The sequence below is a fragment of the Streptococcus sp. HMSC061D10 genome (assembly GCF_001808865.1).
In the GTDB taxonomy this organism is placed as follows: Bacteria; Bacillota; Bacilli; order Lactobacillales; family Streptococcaceae; genus Streptococcus.
Genome location: NZ_KV795013.1, coordinates 19,854 through 39,479, shown reverse-complemented (window position 1 = coordinate 39,479; position 19,626 = coordinate 19,854). Strand labels below are relative to the sequence as shown.

Here is a 19,626-nt window from a genome sequence, read left to right as displayed (position 1 = left end):
TCATGATGGAAAAGAAAAAAAGAGCAACACCCTGGAAACCAGGGAAAGTCATTTCTATACGTTTGCGAAATGGCGTTTACGTATTAGCACAAATGGTGCGTGATCCCTATCTGGTATTTTTCAACCATTTTAACGAAGAAAATACCTGGAAGGGAGTGACCTTGAAAGAGGAGGATATCCTTTTTTGTAAAGCAGTTACTCGTCAGTTTCTACGCTATAGTCCTGTAGCGATTGTCAAAGAAATTAACCCCCTGTTAGATTATGGACTACCCAAAGAATGGATCTATAGCCATATTGGAGGGCATCCTATTACTGTTTCGGTAAAGGGACGGGAGCGCCAAGTAGCTGGTTTTGGTCGACGCTGTTCTTTAGTTCTAGCGGATAAGGACAGTGGTCAACCGGAGGATAATCCACTTATGGGCCTCTTCCAAGCTTATATCATACCAGATATCAAAGAACAGGATTGGGAACGAGTAGGTCAGGCTGAACACATGTCCATTGAAGTATTTCCAACACTCAATGAGCGTCTCTACCTTTGCTATCTTTATGGGAAAAATATAAATCCAGAACAAGATATCTCTTTGGGAAAGCCCCTGCTTGATGACTATGAAACTTATGTAGATATCCTCACTAACAGCCCAGAGGCTCAACGTCTCTATCTAGGAGAGTACGAAGAATAAGAAAGGACATTTGATGAAACTTAGAATTTTTGCGGAAAACAAGCCAGCTCAAAAAGTTTTTGAATATCAGTTAGAACTTGTTGATCAGACAATTCTTCTATCGACAGCACTCTTGTCAGGTGCTATTGCTTTGGCAGGATTATTTTCTGCTTTGAAAGAAAAATAAAAATAGAAAAGAGAAAACAAGAATGGTTTTACCAAATTTTAAAGAAAATCTAGAAAAATATGCTAAGTTGTTGGTTGCAAACGGTGTGAATGTGCAACCTGGTCATACCTTGGCTCTCTCAATCGATGTGGAGCAACGTGAGTTGGCTCACTTAATCGTTAAAGAGGCTTATGCACTTGGTGCACACGAAGTTATCGTTCAATGGGCAGATGACTTTGTGAATCGTGAGAAATTCCTTCACGCGCCACTAGAGCGTTTGGACAATGTACCAGAATACAAGATTGCTGAGATGAATTACCTTCTTGAAAACAAAGCAAGTCGTCTCGGTGTTCGTTCTTCTGACCCAGGTGCCTTGAACGGAGTTGATGCAGAAAAACTTTCAGCTTCCGCCAAAGCTATGGGAATTGCCATGAAACCAATGCGTATCGCAACTCAATCCAACAAGGTTAGTTGGACTGTTGCTGCTGCAGCTGGACTCGAGTGGGCTAAGAAGGTCTTTCCAAATGCAGCGAGCGACGAAGAAGCAGTGGATCTCCTTTGGGACCAAATCTTCAAGACTTGCCGTATCTACGAAGAAGACCCAGTTAAGGCTTGGGAAGAACATGCAGCTATCTTGAAGAGCAAGGCAGAGATGCTCAACAAAGAACAATTCTCAGCCCTTCACTACACAGCACCTGGAACTGATTTGACACTTGGCTTGCCGAAGAACCACGTTTGGGAATCAGCCGGTGCTATCAATGCTCAAGGCGAAGGTTTCTTGCCAAACATGCCAACAGAAGAAGTCTTTACAGCTCCTGACTTCCGTCGCGCAGATGGTTATGTCAGTTCTACAAAACCATTGAGCTACAATGGAAATATCATCGAAGGCATCAAGGTGACCTTTGAAAATGGTCAAATCGTTGATATCACAGCTGAAAAGGGTGATCAAGTAATGAAGGACCTCGTCTTTAAGAATGCTGGTGCGCGTGCCTTGGGTGAATGTGCCTTGGTACCAGATCCAAGTCCAATTTCTCAGTCAGGGATTACCTTCTTTAACACCCTTTTCGATGAAAATGCTTCTAACCACTTGGCTATTGGTGCAGCTTACGCAACTAGCGTTGTTGGTGGAGCAGAGATGAGTGAAGAAGAGCTTGAATCTGCAGGACTTAACCGTTCTGATGTTCACGTTGACTTTATGATTGGTTCGAGTCAAATGGATATCGATGGTATCCGTGAGGATGGAACACGCGTACCACTCTTCCGCAATGGAGATTGGGCAATTTAAGGAGAAACTATGATTGGAAGTATGTTTGTCGGGCTTTTAATCGGACTACTAGCAGGAGCTATCACCAATCGTGGCGAACGAATGGGCTGCTTCGGGAAAATGTTTCTTGGTTGGATTGGTGCCTTTTTAGGACAATTAATCTTTGGTTCTTGGGGACCAAGCCTAAGCGGTACAGCCATTATTCCATCAGTTCTCGGGGCTATGATTTTGCTAGCCATTTTCTGGGAAAGAGGAAGCTAAGTTTCGATTAAAAAGCTTGTATAATAATAAAGATTAAAGGAGGTTGGAATTGTTTCAACCTCTTTTTAAAGTGCTAGATAAAGTCATTTGAAAGCACTCATCTAAGCTTAGCCACAGAGCTTTCAGTGACTGGTTCTTTTTATATTGCCTCAAGTATGGTACAATAAAAGCATGAGAATTCAACAATTACACTATATTATCAAAATTGTAGAGACTGGTTCGATGAATGAAGCTGCCAAGCAACTTTTCATTACTCAGCCTAGTCTGTCAAATGCAGTTCGTGACCTAGAAAATGAGATGGGAATTGAGATTTTTATCCGAAATCCCAAGGGAATTACCCTCACGCGTGATGGGATGGAGTTTCTATCCTATGCCCGTCAGGTTGTCGAGCAAACGCAACTTCTAGAAGAACGCTATAAGAACCCAATCGCTCATCGCGAGCTTTTTAGTGTGTCTTCGCAACACTATGCCTTCGTGGTCAATGCCTTTGTTTCCTTGCTCAAGAAGAGCGATATGGAAAAGTATGAGCTTTTTTTGCGTGAAACCAGAACCTGGGAGATTATCGATGATGTCAAGAACTTCCGCAGTGAAGTGGGAGTTCTCTTTTTAAATAGCTATAACCGAGATGTTCTTTCGAAGATGTTGGATGACAATCATCTAGTGGCCCACCATCTCTTTACAGCGCAGCCCCATATCTTTGTCAGCAAGTCTAACCCACTTGCCAAAAAAGACAAGGTGCAGTTGGCAGACCTAGAAGACTTCCCTTACTTGAGCTATGACCAAGGAACCCATAATTCCTTCTATTTCTCAGAAGAGATTTTGTCACAAGAACACCACAAGAAATCCATCGTGGTTAGTGACCGTGCGACCTTGTTCAATCTCTTGATTGGTTTGGACGGCTATACTATCGCAACTGGTATCCTCAATAGTAATCTCAATGGAGACAATATCGTTTCGATTCCACTTGATATTGATGATCCGATTGAACTGGTTTATATCCAGCATGAGAAAACTAGCTTATCTAAGATGGGTGAACGCTTCATCGAGTATTTGCTTGAAGAAGTTCGTTTTGATAGCTAATCGTAACTACATTAGAAAAGAAAAGGAAATATGACTACAATGAATACCAATGATTTTGATTTTCACTTGCCAGAGGAGCTGATTGCTCAGACTCCTCTGGAAAAGCGCGATGCCTCTAAACTTTTGATGGTCAATCGCCAGACTGGAGAATTTCAAGATCGCCACTTTCACTCCATTATCGAAATGTTAGAGCCAGGTGATGCGCTGGTTATGAATGATACCCGCGTATTACCAGCTCGACTTCATGGCCAAAAGGAAGAAACAGGGGGCCATGTTGAACTCTTGCTCCTGAAAAACACAGCAGGAGACGAATGGGAAGTGTTGGCTAAACCAGCCAAGCGTCTCAAGGTCGGTGCCCGCGTTGTCTTTGGTGATGGCCGACTAAGCGCAGTTGTGACTGAGGAATTAACCCATGGTGGCCGTATTGTCCGTTTTGAGTATGAAGGAATTTTCCTAGAAGTACTTGAAAGTCTTGGAGAAATGCCTTTGCCTCCTTATATCCATGAAAAATTGGATGACCGTGAACGTTACCAGACAGTCTATGCCAAGGAGAGTGGATCAGCAGCAGCCCCAACTGCAGGGCTACATTTTACCAAAGAATTACTAGAAGAAATCCAGCAAAAAGGCGTTCACCTAGTCTACCTGACCTTGCATGTTGGACTTGGGACCTTTAGACCTGTTTCAGTAGATAATTTGGATGAGCATGAGATGCACTCAGAGTTTTACCAATTGTCTGAGGAAGCTGCAGCGACCTTGCGACAGGTCAAAGAAAATGGTGGCCGTGTCATTGCTGTGGGGACAACCTCTATCCGTACACTAGAGACTATCGGAAGCAAGTTTGATGGGCAAATCCAAGCAGACTCTGGCTGGACTAATATCTTTATCAAGCCTGGCTATGACTGGAAGGTTGTGGATGCTTTTTCTACTAATTTCCATTTGCCGAAGTCTACCTTGGTCATGCTCGTTTCTGCCTTTGCAGGCCGTGAACTGGTCCTCGAAGCCTATCAGCATGCTATCGATGAAAAATACCGTTTCTTTAGCTTTGGCGATGCCATGTTTATCTACTAAAAATAGAAGAGCTAATTCCTGATTGGATTAGCCTTTTTTGATGTCAAATAGCTATTGAATTATATGGAAATAAATGATACACTGAAAACTACAGGTTAGCCGTCAAAAATATATGTAATTTCAGGCTAGCTATTTTAGATGCAGATGAAACTGTATCATCATTTTAAAAGGAGATTATCATGAAAAAGACATTGCGCTACACCAGTCTTTCAGCTCTTGCCTTGTTGGCTGCCTTGACACTTGCTGCTTGTGGAGGAAATGCTGAAAAAACTACAGCATCTTCAAGCAAAGAGGCTTCTTCTAAAGTAACTAAGGAGTCATCAAGTAAAACGGAAGCTAGTCAAAAAGAAGAGCAGAAATCTGAGACGAGCCCGTCAAGTTCCGCAAGCACTCAAACGGATAAGAAGGAAGAGAAGAAAAAGTCGCCAGAAGCTTACGCAAAATTCCTTGGAACGTGGGAAAACTATGCTGGAACAACTGCTACAGTCACAGCGGATGGAATCGTGACCATTCAAAGTTCAAAAGGAACCTTCCAGTATGAAATGGGCCAAGTAGAGGAAAAAGATGGCTACTACTCAACAGGAATCCATCTTGTCGGTGGTGGACAAGGGGCACGACTGATCTTTACCCCAGCTGGTGTCCAAAACGAAGTGACAGGTACAGATGGCAGTCAAGATGTCTTGTCTATCGGTCAATCTGTAAGCGACAAAGATAACCAGTTTTACCGTAACTAAGAACATCAATCAGAAGTAAGGGTGGAGAAATGTCCTTGCTTTTCTATGTTCTCAAAGCATAAATTTTTTATCATTCAACTATACACGACGTTTAAGTTGGACGATAAACCTGCCCACTTTGAAGCGCAAGTACTAAATCGCTAACAACACAAAAGCCCTGATGTAGGGCTTTTTTTACTTGCTAGTATAAGAAATCAATGCCGTAGTTTTCTTTTAGATAGGTTGCCAACTCGGCTTTTTCTTCCTCTCTAAATCGACAGAGGCTAAGAGCGAGTCGCAATATCAGGGCACTTGTATTGATGATAACATTTGACTTAGAAATATCTTCTAGCTGGGTGACCTCTCTCAGATCAAAATCTAAATAGTAAGCTTTGCTGTTGGTATGGTCAGGGTCACTGACATCCACTTCAACATAAGATGCTCGCAACAATTCTTCTTTTGGGATGAAAATTTCCTTGGAAAAGAAGAGCCCAGGATAGACATAAATACCTTCAAAGGTGAATTCAAAGGAGAGTCTGCGACTAGAAAGTCTTTTGATGCCTGCAATCGTTGCATAGATAGCAGTGAAAAAGAGGATGGTTGGTACCACAGTGAGAAGACTGAGCTGAGAAAAGTCGATCAATCCATGCGCGAGAAAAAAGAAAAATTGAAAGAATATACCTACCGCAAAAACTAGATAGCCGACACCGACAAATTTTGAATAATAGATTTTCATAGAAACCTCCAGATATAGAATTGAACTCTCCAACGCTTTTTCAGTAGAAGTCGTAAAGATCATGCAGAGTTAAAATTTTAGGTATTCCCATCATATCCTATGGAGCGAAGTTCTGTCAACCTTTTAGCAAGATGTGGCTCTTAGCTATCTTATGACCTAGCAAGTTGGTTTATGGTATACTAGGATAATAAAATTCCAAAATTTGAAGACTTGTTTTCATAAATAGAAAGAGGTCAATATGTTTTTTCTCGGACGCCGTCGTGTCTTTATCGGCGAATGCAATGGTCAGGCTGTTTATTATGACCAAAAGACAGGAGAGGCTTTAGCTGCTCCAAAGAGTAAGTTGCTCAATACTGAAAAAGCTGGTGAAACGAATTCTTTTATTCCTGAATTGGTAATTCTCTTACTAGTAGGTGGACCTGCAATTTCGGGCTTCTTTTCCCTCAAGTTTATTGGTGTCTATAACTGGTTCAGTCTAGCCTGTATTCTTCTATTTTGGTTGATGCAGTTTTCCTTGTTGGTTGCTATACTTGAACGAGCACTTTATAAAAATGTTCGAAAGGCCCAGCCAACGACAGAGAAAGTCTTTTTCTTTGCAGCATCTCATAATTTGTTTGTAAAAAACCAGTTTGATCCTAGACAACTGTCTGCTTTACCTTATCGATTTGCCCGCTTTGTAGTAAATATAGTGTCTATCTATTACTTTTTGTATTTCTTGATTCTTCCTCTAAAATTTGGCCAACCGATTGGTGATGAAGGCTATGGTTTGTGGTTTGCTGGCTTGTTATTCTTTTCAGTATTTCTTTTGTATAACCAAAACAATCCAGTTCGCTTTGTGAAGATTATGAGATTATACAGCCAAGGAAAAGTACGATTTAAGGAAGAAGTGGAACATTGAGAAACTATCTTGGGATTCTGCTAAATATCTAGAGAAAATCTTTTAGAAAAACAAAAAAGCCTTGTAAATCAAGGCTTTTTCCTGTTGTTTAGATGCCCCCTGCAGGCTCTTTGAAAGAAACTTAGAAAAATCTAAAATGAAATTATTTCAAAATGGGGTAAAAGCAAAATTTCCCTCCCTACTTTCTCAATTATTCCTAATTTTAGTTCCAAAAAGCTTCAATTCATAATCTAATTATAATATGGGTAATGGGTACTATCTTATTACATTCAGATTTTTGTTCTCTTCAAAGAGTTATGTAGGCTTTATGGTTTTAAATAGGTAAAAAGTTGAACTATAGTGAGTATTGTGTCATAATAGATAGTATATAAATCATTAATAGAATAGAAATAATATTTTCTTACCTTTACAAGTAGTATTGGTTAGACATTTTTTCGTCTCAATTGTACTTATCTCTCAAGTTTAGCTAGTTTTTATAAGCTCTGTTTTCGAATCAATAAAACAAATTTCAGAAGTGCAAAAGACAAGATGGTGACATTGCTACAGTCAGTCGCCATGTCTTGCTGGCACAGGCTGTTTGTGCCGTCAGCTATTTACCAGTCAATTTGATCAAAGGGCTTAATTATTATTTTTGAAAGGTCTTTTATGGAAAAAATTCTTTCTTTAGGTCTGACAGGTAAGAAATTACTTGTTCAGGGTTTCTTGTTTGTTCTGCTAGGTCTTATCTTGATGGTCACGGGAACTTGGTTGCCAGTGACGGTTATTCGACTGGTTCTGTTTTTAGCTTGGATAGCAACGGTCTTAGATTTAGTATTACGTATTTTCAAAAAAAGTCAGTCAACGGACACCTTGGGAGTTGCACTGGTTAAATTGTTAGTGATGGGATATTTGCTAGGCTCGAATCTTGCTACTGATGTGCCAATTTATATTTTGGCTCTTGTGATTGGAATTTATCAGATTTTTCATGCTAGTATCAACCTTGTCACCTATGTTCTCTACCGCAAAAACAAAATTCGACCTCGTTTTCGTTTCTTACTAGATGGTCTCGTACTAGTTTTTCTTGGTGGGACTAGTCTTTTGTCCTCTACGGGAAATTCTGTCTTTCAACTCTTTGTTTTAGGGGCTTATTTTTGCCTTTATGGTGTGTCCAATATCCGTGACGGTTTCTTATTTGAAAAGGAAATTGGGAAAAACCATCTCAAACGTCGTGTCAGAATGAGCTTACCTATTGCCCTAGCCGCTCTCATCCCTGCAAGTACTTTAGCAAAAATCAACAAATTCATGCAGGAAAATGCTGATGAGAGAGAGGATATCCATCTTGGAATGGTGAAGTCTGGTAAGACAGCGGAGCTTGAAATTTTTATTCATACAGCTGAGACCTCTCTATTTTCAGCTATTGGTCATGTGGACCTTTGTTATCAAGGACGTGTGATTTCTTATGGAAACTATGATCCGTCATCTGAGACCTTATTTGGTATGGTTGGAGATGGTGTTTTATATTTTTGCGACCGTGATAAGTACATTGACTTATGTAAACGGGAGAGTCAAAAAACGCTATTTGGTTACGGAATAGATTTGACACCGGAAATGGAAGAAGCGGTTCAGGAAAAATTAGCTGAATTAAAACAACTAACGATTCCTTGGGAGCCAAGCGCAGATAAAATTAAAACGGAAGATGGTAAGGAAGACTACACCTACGCTTATAAAATCAGACATGAGACGGATGGGGAACTTTATAAATTTATCAAATCTAAGTTTAAATCCTACTTTGTCTTATCTACAAACTGTGTGCTCTTGGCTGATACCATAGTCGGTCAGGCTGGCACCGATATCCTCTCACCCAAAGGATTTATCGCTCCAGGAACTTACCAAGCCTACCTTAATCGAGAGTTTGAAAAACCAAATAGTATAGTCGTATCTAAACATGTTTATTAAGGAGAATTTATGAACTTAGTAAAAAAATACACCCCGTTAATACTTTTTATAGGGCTGGTTGCTCTTGTAATTCTGAATGCATCGAGCTTTATATCAGGAGCAATCTCTCTCTTTGATGTAATATCAACCTTGATTTATGGTGCTGTTATTGCTTTTGTGCTCAATGTTCCCATGAAAAAAATTGAACAGTACTTAGTTAAATTGAAGGTAAAGGCAGAGTTGCGTCGTCCGATTGCCATGGTACTTGTTTTCCTAGCTCTTATCTTAATCGTGATTGCTCTTTTGGTTTTGGTGCTGCCAACCCTAGCCCAGACTATTAGTCAGCTGGGAACAGTCCTTTCAACAGTCCTTACTCAACTTGGGAAATTGCTAGGCAGCTCGGAATTTGTAACCAAAGACATGTTGTCAACTATCGTATCAGGAATTCAGGGACAGTCTAGCTCTATTAGCCAAGCTTTGATAGGTTTTTTATCAGGTCTGACTAGTAATATCGGCAATATTTTTTCAAGTTTGATGAATGCCTTTTTGATTATAGTCTTCACCTTTTTATTTTTATCCAGTAAGGAACATTTGGCAGCGATGACGAGTCGACTTCTAAAAGTTTTTCTTCCAGAGAAGGTGGTGATAAAGTTGACTTACATTGGACAAGTAGCACTAGAGACTTATGACCAATTTTTGATGAGTCAGCTGATTGAAGCAGTTATCATAGGAGTTATGATAGCGGTTGGTTACAGCGTGTTTGGGATACCCTATGGAGTAATGACAGGTATCTTTGCAGGAGTGCTATCGTTCATTCCTTATGTAGGGCCTATGATTGCTTGTGTTGTGGGAGCGATTTTTATCTTCACAGTGAGTCCTACTCAAGCCTTACTTTCTCTTCTTCTATATCAAGTTATACAGCTGATTGAAGGAAACCTTATTTATCCTAGAGTTGTAGGTCAGTCTATTGGTTTGCCAGCCCTTTTCACGCTTGCGGCTGCTAGTATTGGAGGCAATCTCTTTGGCTTACTTGGGATGATATTCTTTACACCCATATTTGCTGTTATCTATCGATTGGTTAAAGAATTTGTCGTTGCAAAGGAAAATCAGGTAGATTGAGAAAGACTGAATCTAATAAGACAAACTAAGAAGAGAGTGAAAGATTCTCTTCTCTTTTATTTCTAAATGACTTGCTCTTGTTCTGTTGCGAAAATTTATGAATTCATAATAGCCCATTTTAATCTCTATGCGGATTGGCCATGTAATATGGGCACAAATTAGTATAGTTTAGTTAATTATAGACTAGCTCTGTACTGTAAAAAACAGTTGGTCTTATCAAATATTGCTAGCAATTGATTGAGAATAAATGATAAGTTTGATAAGGTTGGAAAACCTTTATAATGATTTGCTACAAAAAGTTATTTGACATCAAAAAAGCCTTGAAATCAAGGCTTTTTCCTGTTGATTTAGATGCCCCCTACATGAATTTGTAAGAACTTTTCATATTGAAAATAAACAAAAATGTTGAAATATAGCTGATTTTAGGGAAATACTTTTAGGTATTTTCAATGTCAGGATTTAAAAATGGGGCAAAAGTGGGGCAAAAACGAATGACTCGTATTTTGTTTGAAAACCTATAATACCTAATGATTATGCTATTCTAGATATATAGTTTTGTTATAAATAAATGTCAGTGCGAGATCAAATTGGAGAATAAAATGGAAAAACAAATTTCTACGCAGAATGGAATGCGAAAAAGTGATAATTAAAGAGACAAAAAAGCTGAGAATATGATTTCCCAGCTTTTTTGAATGCGATAGAAATAGCAACTAGACTATTTACGAAAGGCCTCAATAATGTAGGTGAAGCCAGTAACTAAAACTGAAAAGGCAATGACATAAACGACAAAGACACCTGTAGCCACTGGATTGAACAGAATCACTAGACCTAGTAAAAATTCAAGCAAGGCTACCCACGTGATATTGCTACCAATAATAGGGAAAATCAATCTTAGACGATTGCCTTTAAAGAAAGCAATAATGGCTTCTACAATTAACCAAATTCCTACAATGGTCGGAATGACGACCGGCAGGGTCACAAAGCCATAAGCAACGAGGTAAAGAGCTAAGAGAAGACTAACAAATCCTTGGAAAAGATAAACAGGTGAGCGAAGCTCTTTTGGTGCAGAGAAATAGCCTAAAATAGCTGCTATAGAAGAAACCAGTAAACCAAATGAAATCCACCAGCTGTAAGCAACAAGATTAGCTACTGGGTTTGTAAATAGGAAAAGTCCTAAAAGGACAAAAACAACTCCTGCAAGGAATAGCAGTAAACGATTAGAAAATTTCATTTCAATACCCCCTATATAGTATAGTATAGTTTGTTAATAAAACTATTGTACTTATTTTTATAGAAAATGTCAATAAAATAAATAAACAATTTGGAAGTTTCAGTCTGACTTACAAAAAGAAAAGGAGTTTTCACTCCTTTTCACAGATTTAAGACAAAGTCCTTATAAAAGTGTCTTCTAAAGATTTTAACTTCAATCTGAAGCGAGGTTATCCTCGCTTTTTCTATTTATCAAACAATTCCTTATTTTCAATCAAGAGTTCTAGTGGAGATTTTTCTCTTGCTACAATAAAACCAGGTTCATATTGGGTATGAAGTGTTCTTTTCTGAGAAGTTGGATCAATATACAACTCTTTTCCATCTTCTGTGTATAGTTGGTTGCCTCTTGTTAGGTAAAGTAAATCCTCTAAGTACTGTCCATCAGTATGTAGGAAATGCTCGATGTATTTGACAGCTTTTAAGATTTCACTTACTTTATCAGAGTATTCATTAGATTCAAGAACACTCTTTTCTAACTCAATCTCTTTACTCGTTCCAAAGAGTTGGGTTGGAGTTGCATTAAAATATTCCGCTATCTTATCCAAATTTGCAAAGGTAGGATAGCTTTTTTGTTTTTCATAATCAGAGATGTCTGGAAAGATTGCTCATAAAAAAAATGTGGGGCAAATGATGGGGCAAATCAGTTATAGACAAGCAAAAAAGCCTTATAAATAAAGGCTTTTTCCTGTTGATTTAGATGCCCCCTACAGGGCTCGAACCTGTGACCCATAGATTAAGAGTCTACTGCTCTACCAACTGAGCTAAGGAGGCAAATAAAAAGCTGTATTGGTGCCGAAACTTCACGGTTTGTATTGAACCCGCGCAATTAAGCAGGTGGGCAACTCGCTCTAACTGAAGCTGTTTCCGTGTGAGACGGCCTACATGCTGTTAGAAGACTTTTGTTTCCCTAATAATACAAAAAATAGTCGGTCAACACTTAAATGTGAAGTCGTACACCACAGCGTTTCTATGATTATATGATACCACTTTTTCAAAAAAAATCAAGGGAAAATTAAAAATTTTGAAAAGGATTTCATAAGTTTCGTAATTTATCAATGGTTTCCTTGCGTTGAGCCAGGGCACGTTCGTATTTTCCACTATCTTCTGGTGAGAAGTAGCTATGGTTGCGAATTTTTTCTGGCAAGTACTCTTGTTTGACCCAGTGACCTGGGTAGTTATGTGGATAGAGGTAGTTTTGGGCATTGCCTAATTCCTTGCTACCACTATAGTGGCCATCTCGCAGGTGACGTGGGATTGGTAGGTGACCTGAGGTTTTAAGGTCAGACAGAGCCTTGTCCATAGCTACATAGGCTGAGTTGGATTTTGGAGAAAGGGCCAAATCAATCACAACATTGGCAATGAGGATGCGGGCTTCGGGGAAACCGATCCTCTGTGCTGCATCCAGAGCAGTCACGGTATGAATCTGGGCTTCGGGATTGGCCAAACCGATATCTTCATAAGCAATCACAGTCAAACGACGAGCTAGGCTAGGAAGGTCACCGGCCTCTATCAAGCGAGCAGCATAGTGGAGACTAGCGTCCACATCTGATCCGCGAATAGACTTTTGAAGGGCAGATAGAACATCATAGTGCCCGTCTCCATCCTTGTCCATAGTGATATAGCTTCTCTGGAGACTATTTTCCATGATATTCAGCGTGATATGACGGATACCGTCATTATTTTCTGGAGTGGAGAGAACTGCCAAGTCCAGTGAGTTAAAGGCAGAACGGAGGTCTCCGTTGGTAGATGTTGCGATAAAATCAAGGGCATCATCATCTAACTCGACAGGGAAATCAAAACCACGTTCAGGATCTGTCAGGGCTATTTGAATGGCCTTTTTGACGTCTTGATTGGATAAGGGTTCTAATTCAAAAATCTGAACACGGCTACGGATGGCTGGAGTGACAGAAAAGAAAGGATTTTCAGTTGTCGCACCAATCATGATGACCAGGCCACTTTCCAAAAGTGGCAGGAGAAAGTCTTGCTTGGTCTTGTCTAAGCGGTGGATCTCGTCTAGGAGTAGTACAAGACCACCTGAAAACTTGGCTTCTTCGGCGATTTCTTGGAGACGTTTTTTACTATCAACTGTCGCATTAAAGGTCCGAAAGGCATACTTGGTCGTTCCAGCGATGGCTGAGGCGATACTGGTTTTTCCGATACCCGGAGGTCCATAGAGAATCATAGACGATAGGCGGTTAGCCTCCACCATGCGACGGATGATTTTTCCTGGGCCGACCAGATGCTCCTGACCGATAACCTGGTCGATGGTTTTGGGGCGCATACGAAGTGCGAGATTGTCTGGCATAGCAGTCCTTTCTAACATGGATTTTCTGATGTATATGTGGTAATATGGTAGTATCTATTTTAGCATATTTCCGAGTATTCGGGGCGATTAAAGAATCGTATAGAAAGAGGACAAAATGGCAACATACGGATTTTTAGATGTTTTACAAGAAGAGTTGGACAAGAACTTTCCTTTTGATTATGAGATTAGCTGGGACAAGCGCAATCATGCGGTTGAAGTGAGTTTTCTATTAGAGGCACAAAATGCTGCAGGGGTGGAGATGCTAGATGAAGACGGAGAGGTTTCGTCAGATGATATCCTTTTTGAAGAAGCGGTGCTTTTTTACAATCCTGCCAAGTCAACAGTCAATGCAGAAGACTATTTGACGGTCATCCCTTACCTGCCTAAGAAAGGTTTTTCTCGTGAATTTTTAGCTTATTTTGCACTATTCCTTAAAGATACTGCAGAGGTTGGACTAGATGCCCTCATGGACTTTTTGGAAGACCCAGAAGCAGAAGAATTCGTCATGGAATGGAACCAAGAAGTCTTTGAAGAAGGAAAAGCAGGCTTGGAAGAGGGAGAATTTTATCCTTATCCGAGGTATTAGGAGTTGGTTGGAGATTTTATGAAGAAAATTGGGACGTATTTGGTTTATGTGCTAGCTTTTGTCTTTATTATGCTAGCTTTTGCTTGTGGAACAATCGCATTTGCAGAGTTGGGGTATTCCGCAGTTTTAGTCTTTACTTTTGGTTATTCCTTCGCTCTTTTAAGTATGTATTTAATCTTTATTCTTCATGAGTTGGGTCATGCTTTTTGTGGCTACTTGACAGGCTATCGGCTGGTGGCTTTTGGGTTAGGACATTTTCTTTTGACCAAAAAGTCAGACAGATTTCATCTTAGTCGAACAGCAGTTTTGAAAAATGTTGGTGCTCAGTATATTGGTTTAAAAGAGAATGAAAGTGATCAAAGAATCATCTTGATGCTTTCAGGAGGCTTGATAGTTCACCTTTGCTTGATATTATTGGCAACACTTTTTGGTTTTTTGACAACAAACTGGTATTTTGCAGGGACTTGGATTTTTCTTAATTTATCTCTTCTTCTTTTCAATGCTCTGCCAGTTGGGATTACCGATGGAGCAAAAATTTGGGAATTACTACAACACCCTGAAAATACGAAATACGCCTACCTGATGTTGAGGCATTCTGCCCAGACCTTGCTAGCTCCTCAAGAATATGATTTAAAAGACTTTATCATTTCTGTTGATGAGGATGTGAGAGGGGGGCTTGCAGAAAGTGTTCAGGCTCTTCAGGGATTGGTATTCATATTGGATGATAATATAGAGCTTGCAAAGCAACAGTTTCAGTCTGTGTTAGAGAAAACAGATAATCCAATGTCTAAATCTATTTCTCAATTATACCTTCTTCAAATTGCTCTGATAGAAGGAGATAATAAGAAGGCGGAAGAATATGCAAGTATTCGAGGGGTCAAATCCTTTTTATCTCTAAAAACAGCAGATATGCAGGTCATTCAAGCTTGGTATCAATTTAAGGCAAAGAAAGATGTAGTTCAAACTCACAAGGCTATGAAGATTGCTAGACAAAAAATGAATAGCAGCCGGATGTTACGGGATGAGAAATCCTACTACCAGCAGTGGTTAGATGAGTTGGAACAAGCCATACAGGAAGAAGAGACTCAGTGAGCTGAGAAATAGAAAAGGGAGCTGTCCGATGCTTCAGAAATTTAAGCGGTTATTTAGTAAAAAATCCCAAGAACGTGAGTCGTTCCTTCCCCGCAATCGCTTTGCGGATCTAGATTTCGAGAGAGTATTGAAGTCAGGAGCTCGTCGCCTTGTTAATGAGGAAGGACGCTATGCTGAGGATGGGAAAATCACAGAACTTGAATTTCCTGAAGATTTTGCGGAATTTGAATTTCTAGTTGGTTTTAAGACGGAGGAAGAAGAGCAGTTTCAGCAACTATTAGCTCGTTTAAATAGTATTGATAATGCCATTCAGTCCCATTTGGAAAGCGAGTTGCAACAACCCATCCCTCAGTATGCTAAGGATCTAGGCTATACTCAGAAGAGGTGGGAGAAAACCTTTTACTTCCATCCTTGGATATTAAGTTTTGAGGAAAACCCGCCTAATCTTCGCTATGTTGCAGATTATGTAAATGATGAGTTTACGGTTTATTTTGCTAAAAAACATGGCAGATGGCAAGCATACTGGGATGCAGAGTGCCAAAAAGTAATCGAAGAAAGCTAGCTCGTATTTTCCTAGAGAGTAATTGTTATCATAGAAAAGAGTAAATATCATGGAATTATTGGATAGCAGAATGGATTTCCAAGGTTGCAAGATTGCCTTGATTTGTGGGGATAAGGTCTTGACTATCTTACGTGATGACAAGGACGATATCCCTTGTCCCAACATGTGGGAGTTGCCAGGTGGTGGTCGTGAAGGAAACGAAAGTCCTTTCGAGTGCGCAGCGCGTGAAGTTTATGAGGAACTGGGAATTCATTTAGATGAAGACTGTCTGCTTTGGAGCAAGATTTATCCTAGCGTAATCTTTAAAGACAAGCAATCGGTCTTTATGGTTGGTCAGCTAAGACAAGAACAATTTGACAATATCACCTTTGGAGATGAAGGGCAGGCCTATAAACTGATGAATATTGAGGAATTTTTGAAGTCTAAACAGGCAGTACCTCAGTTACAGGGGAGATTGAGGGATTATTTGGAGGAAAGTCTATGATAAGACTTGAACAAGCAGGAGCAGAGGATTTGGAGACCATCATTGCGATTCAAAGAGCTAGCTTTAAGGCTGTCTATGACAAATACCAGGATGAATACGATCCCTATCTAGAAGATCGCGAGCGAATCAAATGGAAATTAGTCGAGCGTCCCAATAGCTATTACTACTTTGTAAAAGAAGATGAAGAAAACATCGGATTTCTTCGAATTCAGACCAATGACGAGTTAACGAAAGCTTGGTTAGGAACGGCAGCGATTTTGCCCCAGTATCAAGGAAAAGGTTATGGCTCTGAGGGATTGCGCTTGCTAGAAGAGGAATTTCCAACCGTTAGACAATGGGATTTGTGTACGGTGTTACAGGATGAAGGCATGGTCGCGTTCTACGAGAAGAATGGCTACCATCAAACTCATATTGAGCCTGAAAAAGAAGGCATGGATATGGTCTACATGAAAAAATTGATTGACAAATAGAAAGGATGGTTCGGTTAGATTTCTAAACTGAACCCGCCCTAAATACTGTGCCAAAAAGATAAACTTCTCTTAGACACAAACGTCTTCAGAGAGTTTCCTATTTTGGCTTTGTGTTTTACGGGCTTGGTATCTTAATGATGGAAACATGGCAAGAGTTAAAAGTTACAGTGAAGCGTGAGGGAGAGGAGTTGGTTTCCAACCTCTTGATTGAGTTAGGTGCCCAAGGGGTAGCAATTGAAGATAGCATGGACTATGTTGGAAATGTGGACCGCTTCGGTGAGATTTTCCCTGAGGTCGAGCAACAAGAAGAAATTGTGGTGACCGCCTACTATCCGGAAACGGTTGATGTAGCGGCAGTTGAAGCAGATTTGAAGGCTCGCTTAGCAGAATTAACTGACTTTATGGACTTAGGAGAAGTCAAAATGGGGACGACTGCTTTGGCTGAGGAAGACTGGGCGGACAACTGGAAGAAGTATTATGAACCGGCACGCATCACCCATGACCTAACCATCGTACCGTCATGGACGGACTATGAGGCAACAGCGGGAGAAAAAATTATCAAGCTGGACCCTGGTATGGCCTTTGGGACAGGGACCCACCCAACAACCAAGATGAGCCTCTTTGCCTTGGAACAAGTTCTTCGTGGTGGTGAAACAGTGCTAGATGTAGGGACTGGTTCAGGGGTTCTTTCTATTGCTAGCTCCCTTCTAGGTGCCAAGGAAATTTTTGCCTATGACCTGGACGATGTGGCGGTTCGTGTCGCTCAGGAAAATATTGAGCTCAATCCTGGTATGGAAAACATCCATGTAGCCCCAGGCGATTTGCTTAAAGGAGTGGAAATTGAGGCAGATGTTATCGTGGCCAATATCTTAGCGGATATCCTTATTCATCTGACGGAGGATGCTTATCGCTTGGTCAAGGATGAAGGCTACCTCATCATGAGTGGCATTATCAAGGACAAGTGGGACATGGTCCGTGAGTCAGCAGAAGCGGCTGGATTTTTCCTTGAAACCCACATGATCCAAGGAGAGTGGAATGCTTGTGTCTTCAAGAAGACCAAGGATATCTCCGGTGTAATTGGAGGCTAGTATGCAACAGTATTTTGTCAAGGGCAGTGCAGTCTCACCTGTCACCATCGAGGACAAGGAGACCAGCAAGCACATGTTTCAGGTTATGCGCTTGAAAGAAGATGATGAGGTCGCTTTAGTATTTGATGATGGCATCAAGCGTTTGGCGCGCGTGGTCAATGTGGAGGCGCGTCAGTTTGAGCTGGTTGAGGAATTGGATGACAATGTGGAACTGCCAGTCCAGGTGACTATCGCATCTGGTTTTCCCAAGGGAGATAAGTTGGAGTTTATCACCCAGAAAGTAACTGAACTTGGCGCTAACCAGATTTGGGGCTTCCCCGCGGACTGGTCAGTTGCTAAATGGGACGGTAAAAAACTAGAGAAAAAAGTCGAGAAACTAGAAAAAATCGCCCTTGGAGCAGCCGAGCAAAGCAAGCGCAACTTTGTCCCAAGCATCACCCTTTTTGAGAAAAAGGCAGATTTTCTAGCACAACTGAGCCAATTTGACCGCATCGTGGTGGCTTATGAAGAGTCGGCTAAAGAAGGCGAATCAGCCGCACTTATACAAGCAGTTGCTGGACTGGAAAAAGGAGCTAAATTGCTCTTTATCTTTGGTCCAGAAGGTGGTCTCTCACCTGCAGAAATCGAGAGTTTTGAAGCTAAAGGAGCAGTCTTGGCAGGTCTTGGTCCTCGTATTTTGCGAGCAGAAACAGCACCGCTTTATGCCCTGTCAGCCCTTAGTGTTTTATTAGAATTAGAGAAATAAGAGGAAAAAGATGGAACAAAAACACCGTTCAGAATTTCCCGAAAAGGAACTTTGGGACTTAACAGCCCTATATCAAGACCGTGAGGACTTCTTGCGTGCGATAGAGAAGGCTCGAGAAGACATCAATCAATTTAGCCGTGATTACAAGGGTAATCTTCATACTTTTGAGGATTTTGAAAAGGCCTTTGCAGAATTGGAACAAATCTACATTCAGATGAGTCATATCGGCAATTACAGCTTTATGCCTCAGACGACAGACTATAGCAATGAAGATTTTGCCAATATCGCCCAAGCTGGAATGGACTTTGAGACAGATGCCAGTGTCGCCTTAACCTTCTTTGATGATGCCTTAGTGGCTGCAGATGAGGAAGTCTTGGACCGTTTGGGTAACTTACCACATTTGACGTCGGCTATTCGTCAGGCGAAAATCAAAAAAGCCCACTATCTTGGGGCTGATGTGGAAAAGGCCTTGACCAATCTGGGTGAAGTTTTCTATAGTCCACAGGATATCTATACTAAGATGCGAGCTGGCGACTTTGAAATGGCTGATTTTGAAGCCCATGGAAAAACCTACAAAAACAGCTTTGTGACCTATGAAAACTTCTACCAAAACCACGAGGACGCTGAGGTTCGTGAGAAATCCTTCCGTTCCTTTTCAGAAGGACTTCGTAAGCACCAAAATACAGCTGCGGCAGCCTATCTAGCCCAAGTCAAGTCTGAAAAACTATTGGCAGATATGAAGGGATACGGCTCAGTTTTTGATTATCTTCTGGCTGAACAAGAAGTAGACCGTGCCATGTTTGATCGTCAGATTGACCTCATCATGAAGGACTTTGCGCCAGTTGCTCAGCGATACCTCAAGCATGTTGCCAAAGTAAATGGTCTTGAAAAGATGACCTTTGCTGATTGGAAGCTAGACCTGGACAGCGCCCTTAATCCTGAAGTGACCATTGACGATGCCTACGATTTGGTCATGAAGTCGGTAGAACCTTTGGGACAAGAATATTGTCAGGAAGTTGCTCGCTATCAAGAAGAACGCTGGGTGGACTTTGCTGCCAATAGTGGCAAGGATTCTGGTGGCTATGCAGCTGATCCATACCGTGTGCATCCATATGTTCTCATGAGCTGGACAGGTCGTTTGAGCGAT

21 protein-coding genes, 1 tRNA gene and 1 pseudogene are annotated in these 19,626 nt (G+C 40.8%); 18 read left to right on the top strand and 5 right to left on the bottom strand.

Annotation, left to right across the window (positions count from 1 at the left end; genetic code table 11):
- Nucleotides 1-2: 2 nt before the first annotated feature.
- From HMPREF2728_RS05570 to HMPREF2728_RS05545, 7 genes are all read left to right on the top strand, one after another.
- The gene (locus HMPREF2728_RS05570) at nucleotides 3-680 is read left to right on the top strand and encodes a hypothetical protein (RefSeq protein ID WP_049527292.1); all 678 of its coding nucleotides are present in this window, start codon (nucleotides 3-5) and stop codon (nucleotides 678-680) included.
- Nucleotides 681-693: 13 nt separating this feature from the next.
- Nucleotides 694-846 carry a hypothetical protein gene (locus HMPREF2728_RS10610; RefSeq protein WP_000776639.1) on the top strand — a complete coding sequence of 51 codons (153 nt, stop codon included), beginning with the start codon at nucleotides 694-696 and terminating at the stop codon, nucleotides 844-846.
- A gap of 22 nt (nucleotides 847-868) precedes the next feature.
- A complete protein-coding gene (locus tag HMPREF2728_RS05565) occupies nucleotides 869-2,110 on the top strand; it encodes an aminopeptidase (RefSeq protein ID WP_075227303.1) in 1,242 nt (413 codons plus the stop codon).
- 9 nt (nucleotides 2,111-2,119) lie between these two features.
- Complete coding sequence (locus tag HMPREF2728_RS05560) at nucleotides 2,120-2,350, top strand: GlsB/YeaQ/YmgE family stress response membrane protein (RefSeq protein ID WP_049504434.1); 231 nt, start codon at nucleotides 2,120-2,122, stop codon at nucleotides 2,348-2,350.
- A gap of 171 nt (nucleotides 2,351-2,521) precedes the next feature.
- On the top strand, nucleotides 2,522-3,430 hold the full coding sequence (locus HMPREF2728_RS05555) for a LysR family transcriptional regulator (protein WP_049548400.1): 909 nt from the start codon (nucleotides 2,522-2,524) through the stop codon (nucleotides 3,428-3,430).
- A gap of 39 nt (nucleotides 3,431-3,469) precedes the next feature.
- A complete protein-coding gene (gene queA, locus HMPREF2728_RS05550) occupies nucleotides 3,470-4,498 on the top strand; it encodes a tRNA preQ1(34) S-adenosylmethionine ribosyltransferase-isomerase QueA (protein WP_049548401.1) in 1,029 nt (342 codons plus the stop codon).
- 179 nt (nucleotides 4,499-4,677) lie between these two features.
- A complete protein-coding gene (locus tag HMPREF2728_RS05545; protein WP_075227302.1) occupies nucleotides 4,678-5,232 on the top strand; it encodes an ABC transporter substrate-binding protein in 555 nt (184 codons plus the stop codon).
- Between the two features lie 181 nt (nucleotides 5,233-5,413).
- Here HMPREF2728_RS05545 and HMPREF2728_RS05540 read toward each other — a convergent pair whose 3' ends face one another.
- Nucleotides 5,414-5,947 (bottom strand): hypothetical protein, encoded by a 534-nt coding sequence (locus HMPREF2728_RS05540; protein WP_004250745.1) that lies wholly within the window; start codon nucleotides 5,945-5,947, stop codon nucleotides 5,414-5,416.
- 238 nt (nucleotides 5,948-6,185) lie between these two features.
- Here HMPREF2728_RS05540 and HMPREF2728_RS05535 point away from each other — a divergent pair, with 238 nt between their 5' ends.
- The 3 genes from HMPREF2728_RS05535 (at nucleotide 6,186) to HMPREF2728_RS05525 (ending at nucleotide 9,878) form a co-directional block, all read left to right on the top strand.
- A complete protein-coding gene (locus HMPREF2728_RS05535; protein WP_004250746.1) occupies nucleotides 6,186-6,845 on the top strand; it encodes a hypothetical protein in 660 nt (219 codons plus the stop codon).
- Nucleotides 6,846-7,490: 645 nt separating this feature from the next.
- Nucleotides 7,491-8,780, top strand: a complete 1,290-nt coding sequence (locus tag HMPREF2728_RS05530) for a hypothetical protein (protein ID WP_075227301.1) — start codon at nucleotides 7,491-7,493, stop codon at nucleotides 8,778-8,780.
- 9 nt (nucleotides 8,781-8,789) lie between these two features.
- Entirely contained in the window at nucleotides 8,790-9,878 is a 1,089-nt protein-coding gene (locus HMPREF2728_RS05525; protein WP_004250750.1) for an AI-2E family transporter, read from the top strand.
- 715 nt (nucleotides 9,879-10,593) lie between these two features.
- On the opposite strand, the gene HMPREF2728_RS05520 is transcribed toward HMPREF2728_RS05525, so the two are convergent.
- The 4 genes from HMPREF2728_RS05520 to HMPREF2728_RS05505 all read right to left on the bottom strand — a co-directional run bounded on the left by HMPREF2728_RS05520 (nucleotide 10,594) and on the right by HMPREF2728_RS05505 (nucleotide 13,452).
- Nucleotides 10,594-11,109 (bottom strand): HdeD family acid-resistance protein, encoded by a 516-nt coding sequence (locus HMPREF2728_RS05520; RefSeq protein WP_006150850.1) that lies wholly within the window; start codon nucleotides 11,107-11,109, stop codon nucleotides 10,594-10,596.
- Nucleotides 11,110-11,332: 223 nt separating this feature from the next.
- The gene (locus tag HMPREF2728_RS05515) at nucleotides 11,333-11,749 is read right to left on the bottom strand and encodes a helix-turn-helix domain-containing protein (RefSeq protein ID WP_239684830.1); all 417 of its coding nucleotides are present in this window, start codon (nucleotides 11,747-11,749) and stop codon (nucleotides 11,333-11,335) included.
- Nucleotides 11,750-11,845: 96 nt separating this feature from the next.
- Nucleotides 11,846-11,918, bottom strand: a tRNA-Lys gene (locus tag HMPREF2728_RS05510).
- A gap of 262 nt (nucleotides 11,919-12,180) precedes the next feature.
- Complete coding sequence (locus tag HMPREF2728_RS05505; RefSeq protein WP_049527783.1) at nucleotides 12,181-13,452, bottom strand: replication-associated recombination protein A; 1,272 nt, start codon at nucleotides 13,450-13,452, stop codon at nucleotides 12,181-12,183.
- A 115-nt stretch (nucleotides 13,453-13,567) separates the two neighbouring features.
- On the opposite strand from HMPREF2728_RS05505, the gene HMPREF2728_RS05500 reads away from it, so the two are divergent.
- From HMPREF2728_RS05500 to HMPREF2728_RS05465, 8 genes and pseudogenes are all read left to right on the top strand, one after another.
- Nucleotides 13,568-14,038, top strand: a complete 471-nt coding sequence (locus HMPREF2728_RS05500; protein WP_000257132.1) for a DUF3013 family protein — start codon at nucleotides 13,568-13,570, stop codon at nucleotides 14,036-14,038.
- 18 nt (nucleotides 14,039-14,056) lie between these two features.
- On the top strand, nucleotides 14,057-15,130 hold the full coding sequence (locus tag HMPREF2728_RS05495; RefSeq protein ID WP_049527780.1) for a site-2 protease family protein: 1,074 nt from the start codon (nucleotides 14,057-14,059) through the stop codon (nucleotides 15,128-15,130).
- A gap of 28 nt (nucleotides 15,131-15,158) precedes the next feature.
- Complete coding sequence (locus HMPREF2728_RS05490) at nucleotides 15,159-15,692, top strand: hypothetical protein (protein ID WP_049527777.1); 534 nt, start codon at nucleotides 15,159-15,161, stop codon at nucleotides 15,690-15,692.
- A gap of 49 nt (nucleotides 15,693-15,741) precedes the next feature.
- The gene (locus tag HMPREF2728_RS05485) at nucleotides 15,742-16,176 is read left to right on the top strand and encodes an NUDIX hydrolase (RefSeq protein ID WP_075227300.1); all 435 of its coding nucleotides are present in this window, start codon (nucleotides 15,742-15,744) and stop codon (nucleotides 16,174-16,176) included.
- The gene (locus tag HMPREF2728_RS05480) at nucleotides 16,173-16,646 is read left to right on the top strand and encodes a GNAT family N-acetyltransferase (protein ID WP_075227299.1); all 474 of its coding nucleotides are present in this window, start codon (nucleotides 16,173-16,175) and stop codon (nucleotides 16,644-16,646) included. Before HMPREF2728_RS05485 ends, HMPREF2728_RS05480 begins: the two co-directional genes overlap by 4 nt.
- 137 nt (nucleotides 16,647-16,783) lie before the next feature.
- A complete protein-coding gene (prmA, locus tag HMPREF2728_RS05475) occupies nucleotides 16,784-17,734 on the top strand; it encodes a 50S ribosomal protein L11 methyltransferase (RefSeq protein WP_007555662.1) in 951 nt (316 codons plus the stop codon).
- 1 nt (nucleotide 17,735) lies between these two features.
- The gene (locus HMPREF2728_RS05470) at nucleotides 17,736-18,479 is read left to right on the top strand and encodes a 16S rRNA (uracil(1498)-N(3))-methyltransferase (RefSeq protein WP_075227298.1); all 744 of its coding nucleotides are present in this window, start codon (nucleotides 17,736-17,738) and stop codon (nucleotides 18,477-18,479) included.
- Nucleotides 18,480-18,489: 10 nt separating this feature from the next.
- Nucleotides 18,490-19,626, top strand: a pseudogene (locus HMPREF2728_RS05465) (oligoendopeptidase F); the annotation flags it as partial.

Excerpts from the sequence above, each read along its gene's own strand:
- HMPREF2728_RS05530 (WP_075227301.1), top strand. The coding sequence starts at position 7,491 with ATGGAAAAAATTCTTTCTTTAGGTCTGACAGGTAAGAAATTACTTGTT.
- HMPREF2728_RS05570 (WP_049527292.1), top strand. The coding sequence starts at position 3 with ATGATGGAAAAGAAAAAAAGAGCAACACCCTGGAAACCAGGGAAAGTC.
- HMPREF2728_RS05480 (WP_075227299.1), top strand. The coding sequence starts at position 16,173 with ATGATAAGACTTGAACAAGCAGGAGCAGAGGATTTGGAGACCATCATT.
- HMPREF2728_RS05470 (WP_075227298.1), top strand. The coding sequence starts at position 17,736 with ATGCAACAGTATTTTGTCAAGGGCAGTGCAGTCTCACCTGTCACCATC.
- HMPREF2728_RS05520 (WP_006150850.1), bottom strand. The coding sequence starts at position 11,109 with ATGAAATTTTCTAATCGTTTACTGCTATTCCTTGCAGGAGTTGTTTTT.
- HMPREF2728_RS05555 (WP_049548400.1), top strand. The coding sequence starts at position 2,522 with ATGAGAATTCAACAATTACACTATATTATCAAAATTGTAGAGACTGGT.
- HMPREF2728_RS05535 (WP_004250746.1), top strand. The coding sequence starts at position 6,186 with ATGTTTTTTCTCGGACGCCGTCGTGTCTTTATCGGCGAATGCAATGGT.
- HMPREF2728_RS05525 (WP_004250750.1), top strand. The coding sequence starts at position 8,790 with ATGAACTTAGTAAAAAAATACACCCCGTTAATACTTTTTATAGGGCTG.
- HMPREF2728_RS05540 (WP_004250745.1), bottom strand. The coding sequence starts at position 5,947 with ATGAAAATCTATTATTCAAAATTTGTCGGTGTCGGCTATCTAGTTTTT.
- HMPREF2728_RS05490 (WP_049527777.1), top strand. The coding sequence starts at position 15,159 with ATGCTTCAGAAATTTAAGCGGTTATTTAGTAAAAAATCCCAAGAACGT.
- HMPREF2728_RS05565 (WP_075227303.1), top strand. The coding sequence starts at position 869 with ATGGTTTTACCAAATTTTAAAGAAAATCTAGAAAAATATGCTAAGTTG.
- HMPREF2728_RS05505 (WP_049527783.1), bottom strand. The coding sequence starts at position 13,452 with ATGCCAGACAATCTCGCACTTCGTATGCGCCCCAAAACCATCGACCAG.
- prmA (WP_007555662.1), top strand. The coding sequence starts at position 16,784 with ATGGAAACATGGCAAGAGTTAAAAGTTACAGTGAAGCGTGAGGGAGAG.
- HMPREF2728_RS05545 (WP_075227302.1), top strand. The coding sequence starts at position 4,678 with ATGAAAAAGACATTGCGCTACACCAGTCTTTCAGCTCTTGCCTTGTTG.
- HMPREF2728_RS05500 (WP_000257132.1), top strand. The coding sequence starts at position 13,568 with ATGGCAACATACGGATTTTTAGATGTTTTACAAGAAGAGTTGGACAAG.
- queA (WP_049548401.1), top strand. The coding sequence starts at position 3,470 with ATGAATACCAATGATTTTGATTTTCACTTGCCAGAGGAGCTGATTGCT.
- HMPREF2728_RS10610 (WP_000776639.1), top strand. The coding sequence starts at position 694 with ATGAAACTTAGAATTTTTGCGGAAAACAAGCCAGCTCAAAAAGTTTTT.
- HMPREF2728_RS05495 (WP_049527780.1), top strand. The coding sequence starts at position 14,057 with ATGAAGAAAATTGGGACGTATTTGGTTTATGTGCTAGCTTTTGTCTTT.
- HMPREF2728_RS05560 (WP_049504434.1), top strand. The coding sequence starts at position 2,120 with ATGATTGGAAGTATGTTTGTCGGGCTTTTAATCGGACTACTAGCAGGA.
- HMPREF2728_RS05485 (WP_075227300.1), top strand. The coding sequence starts at position 15,742 with ATGGAATTATTGGATAGCAGAATGGATTTCCAAGGTTGCAAGATTGCC.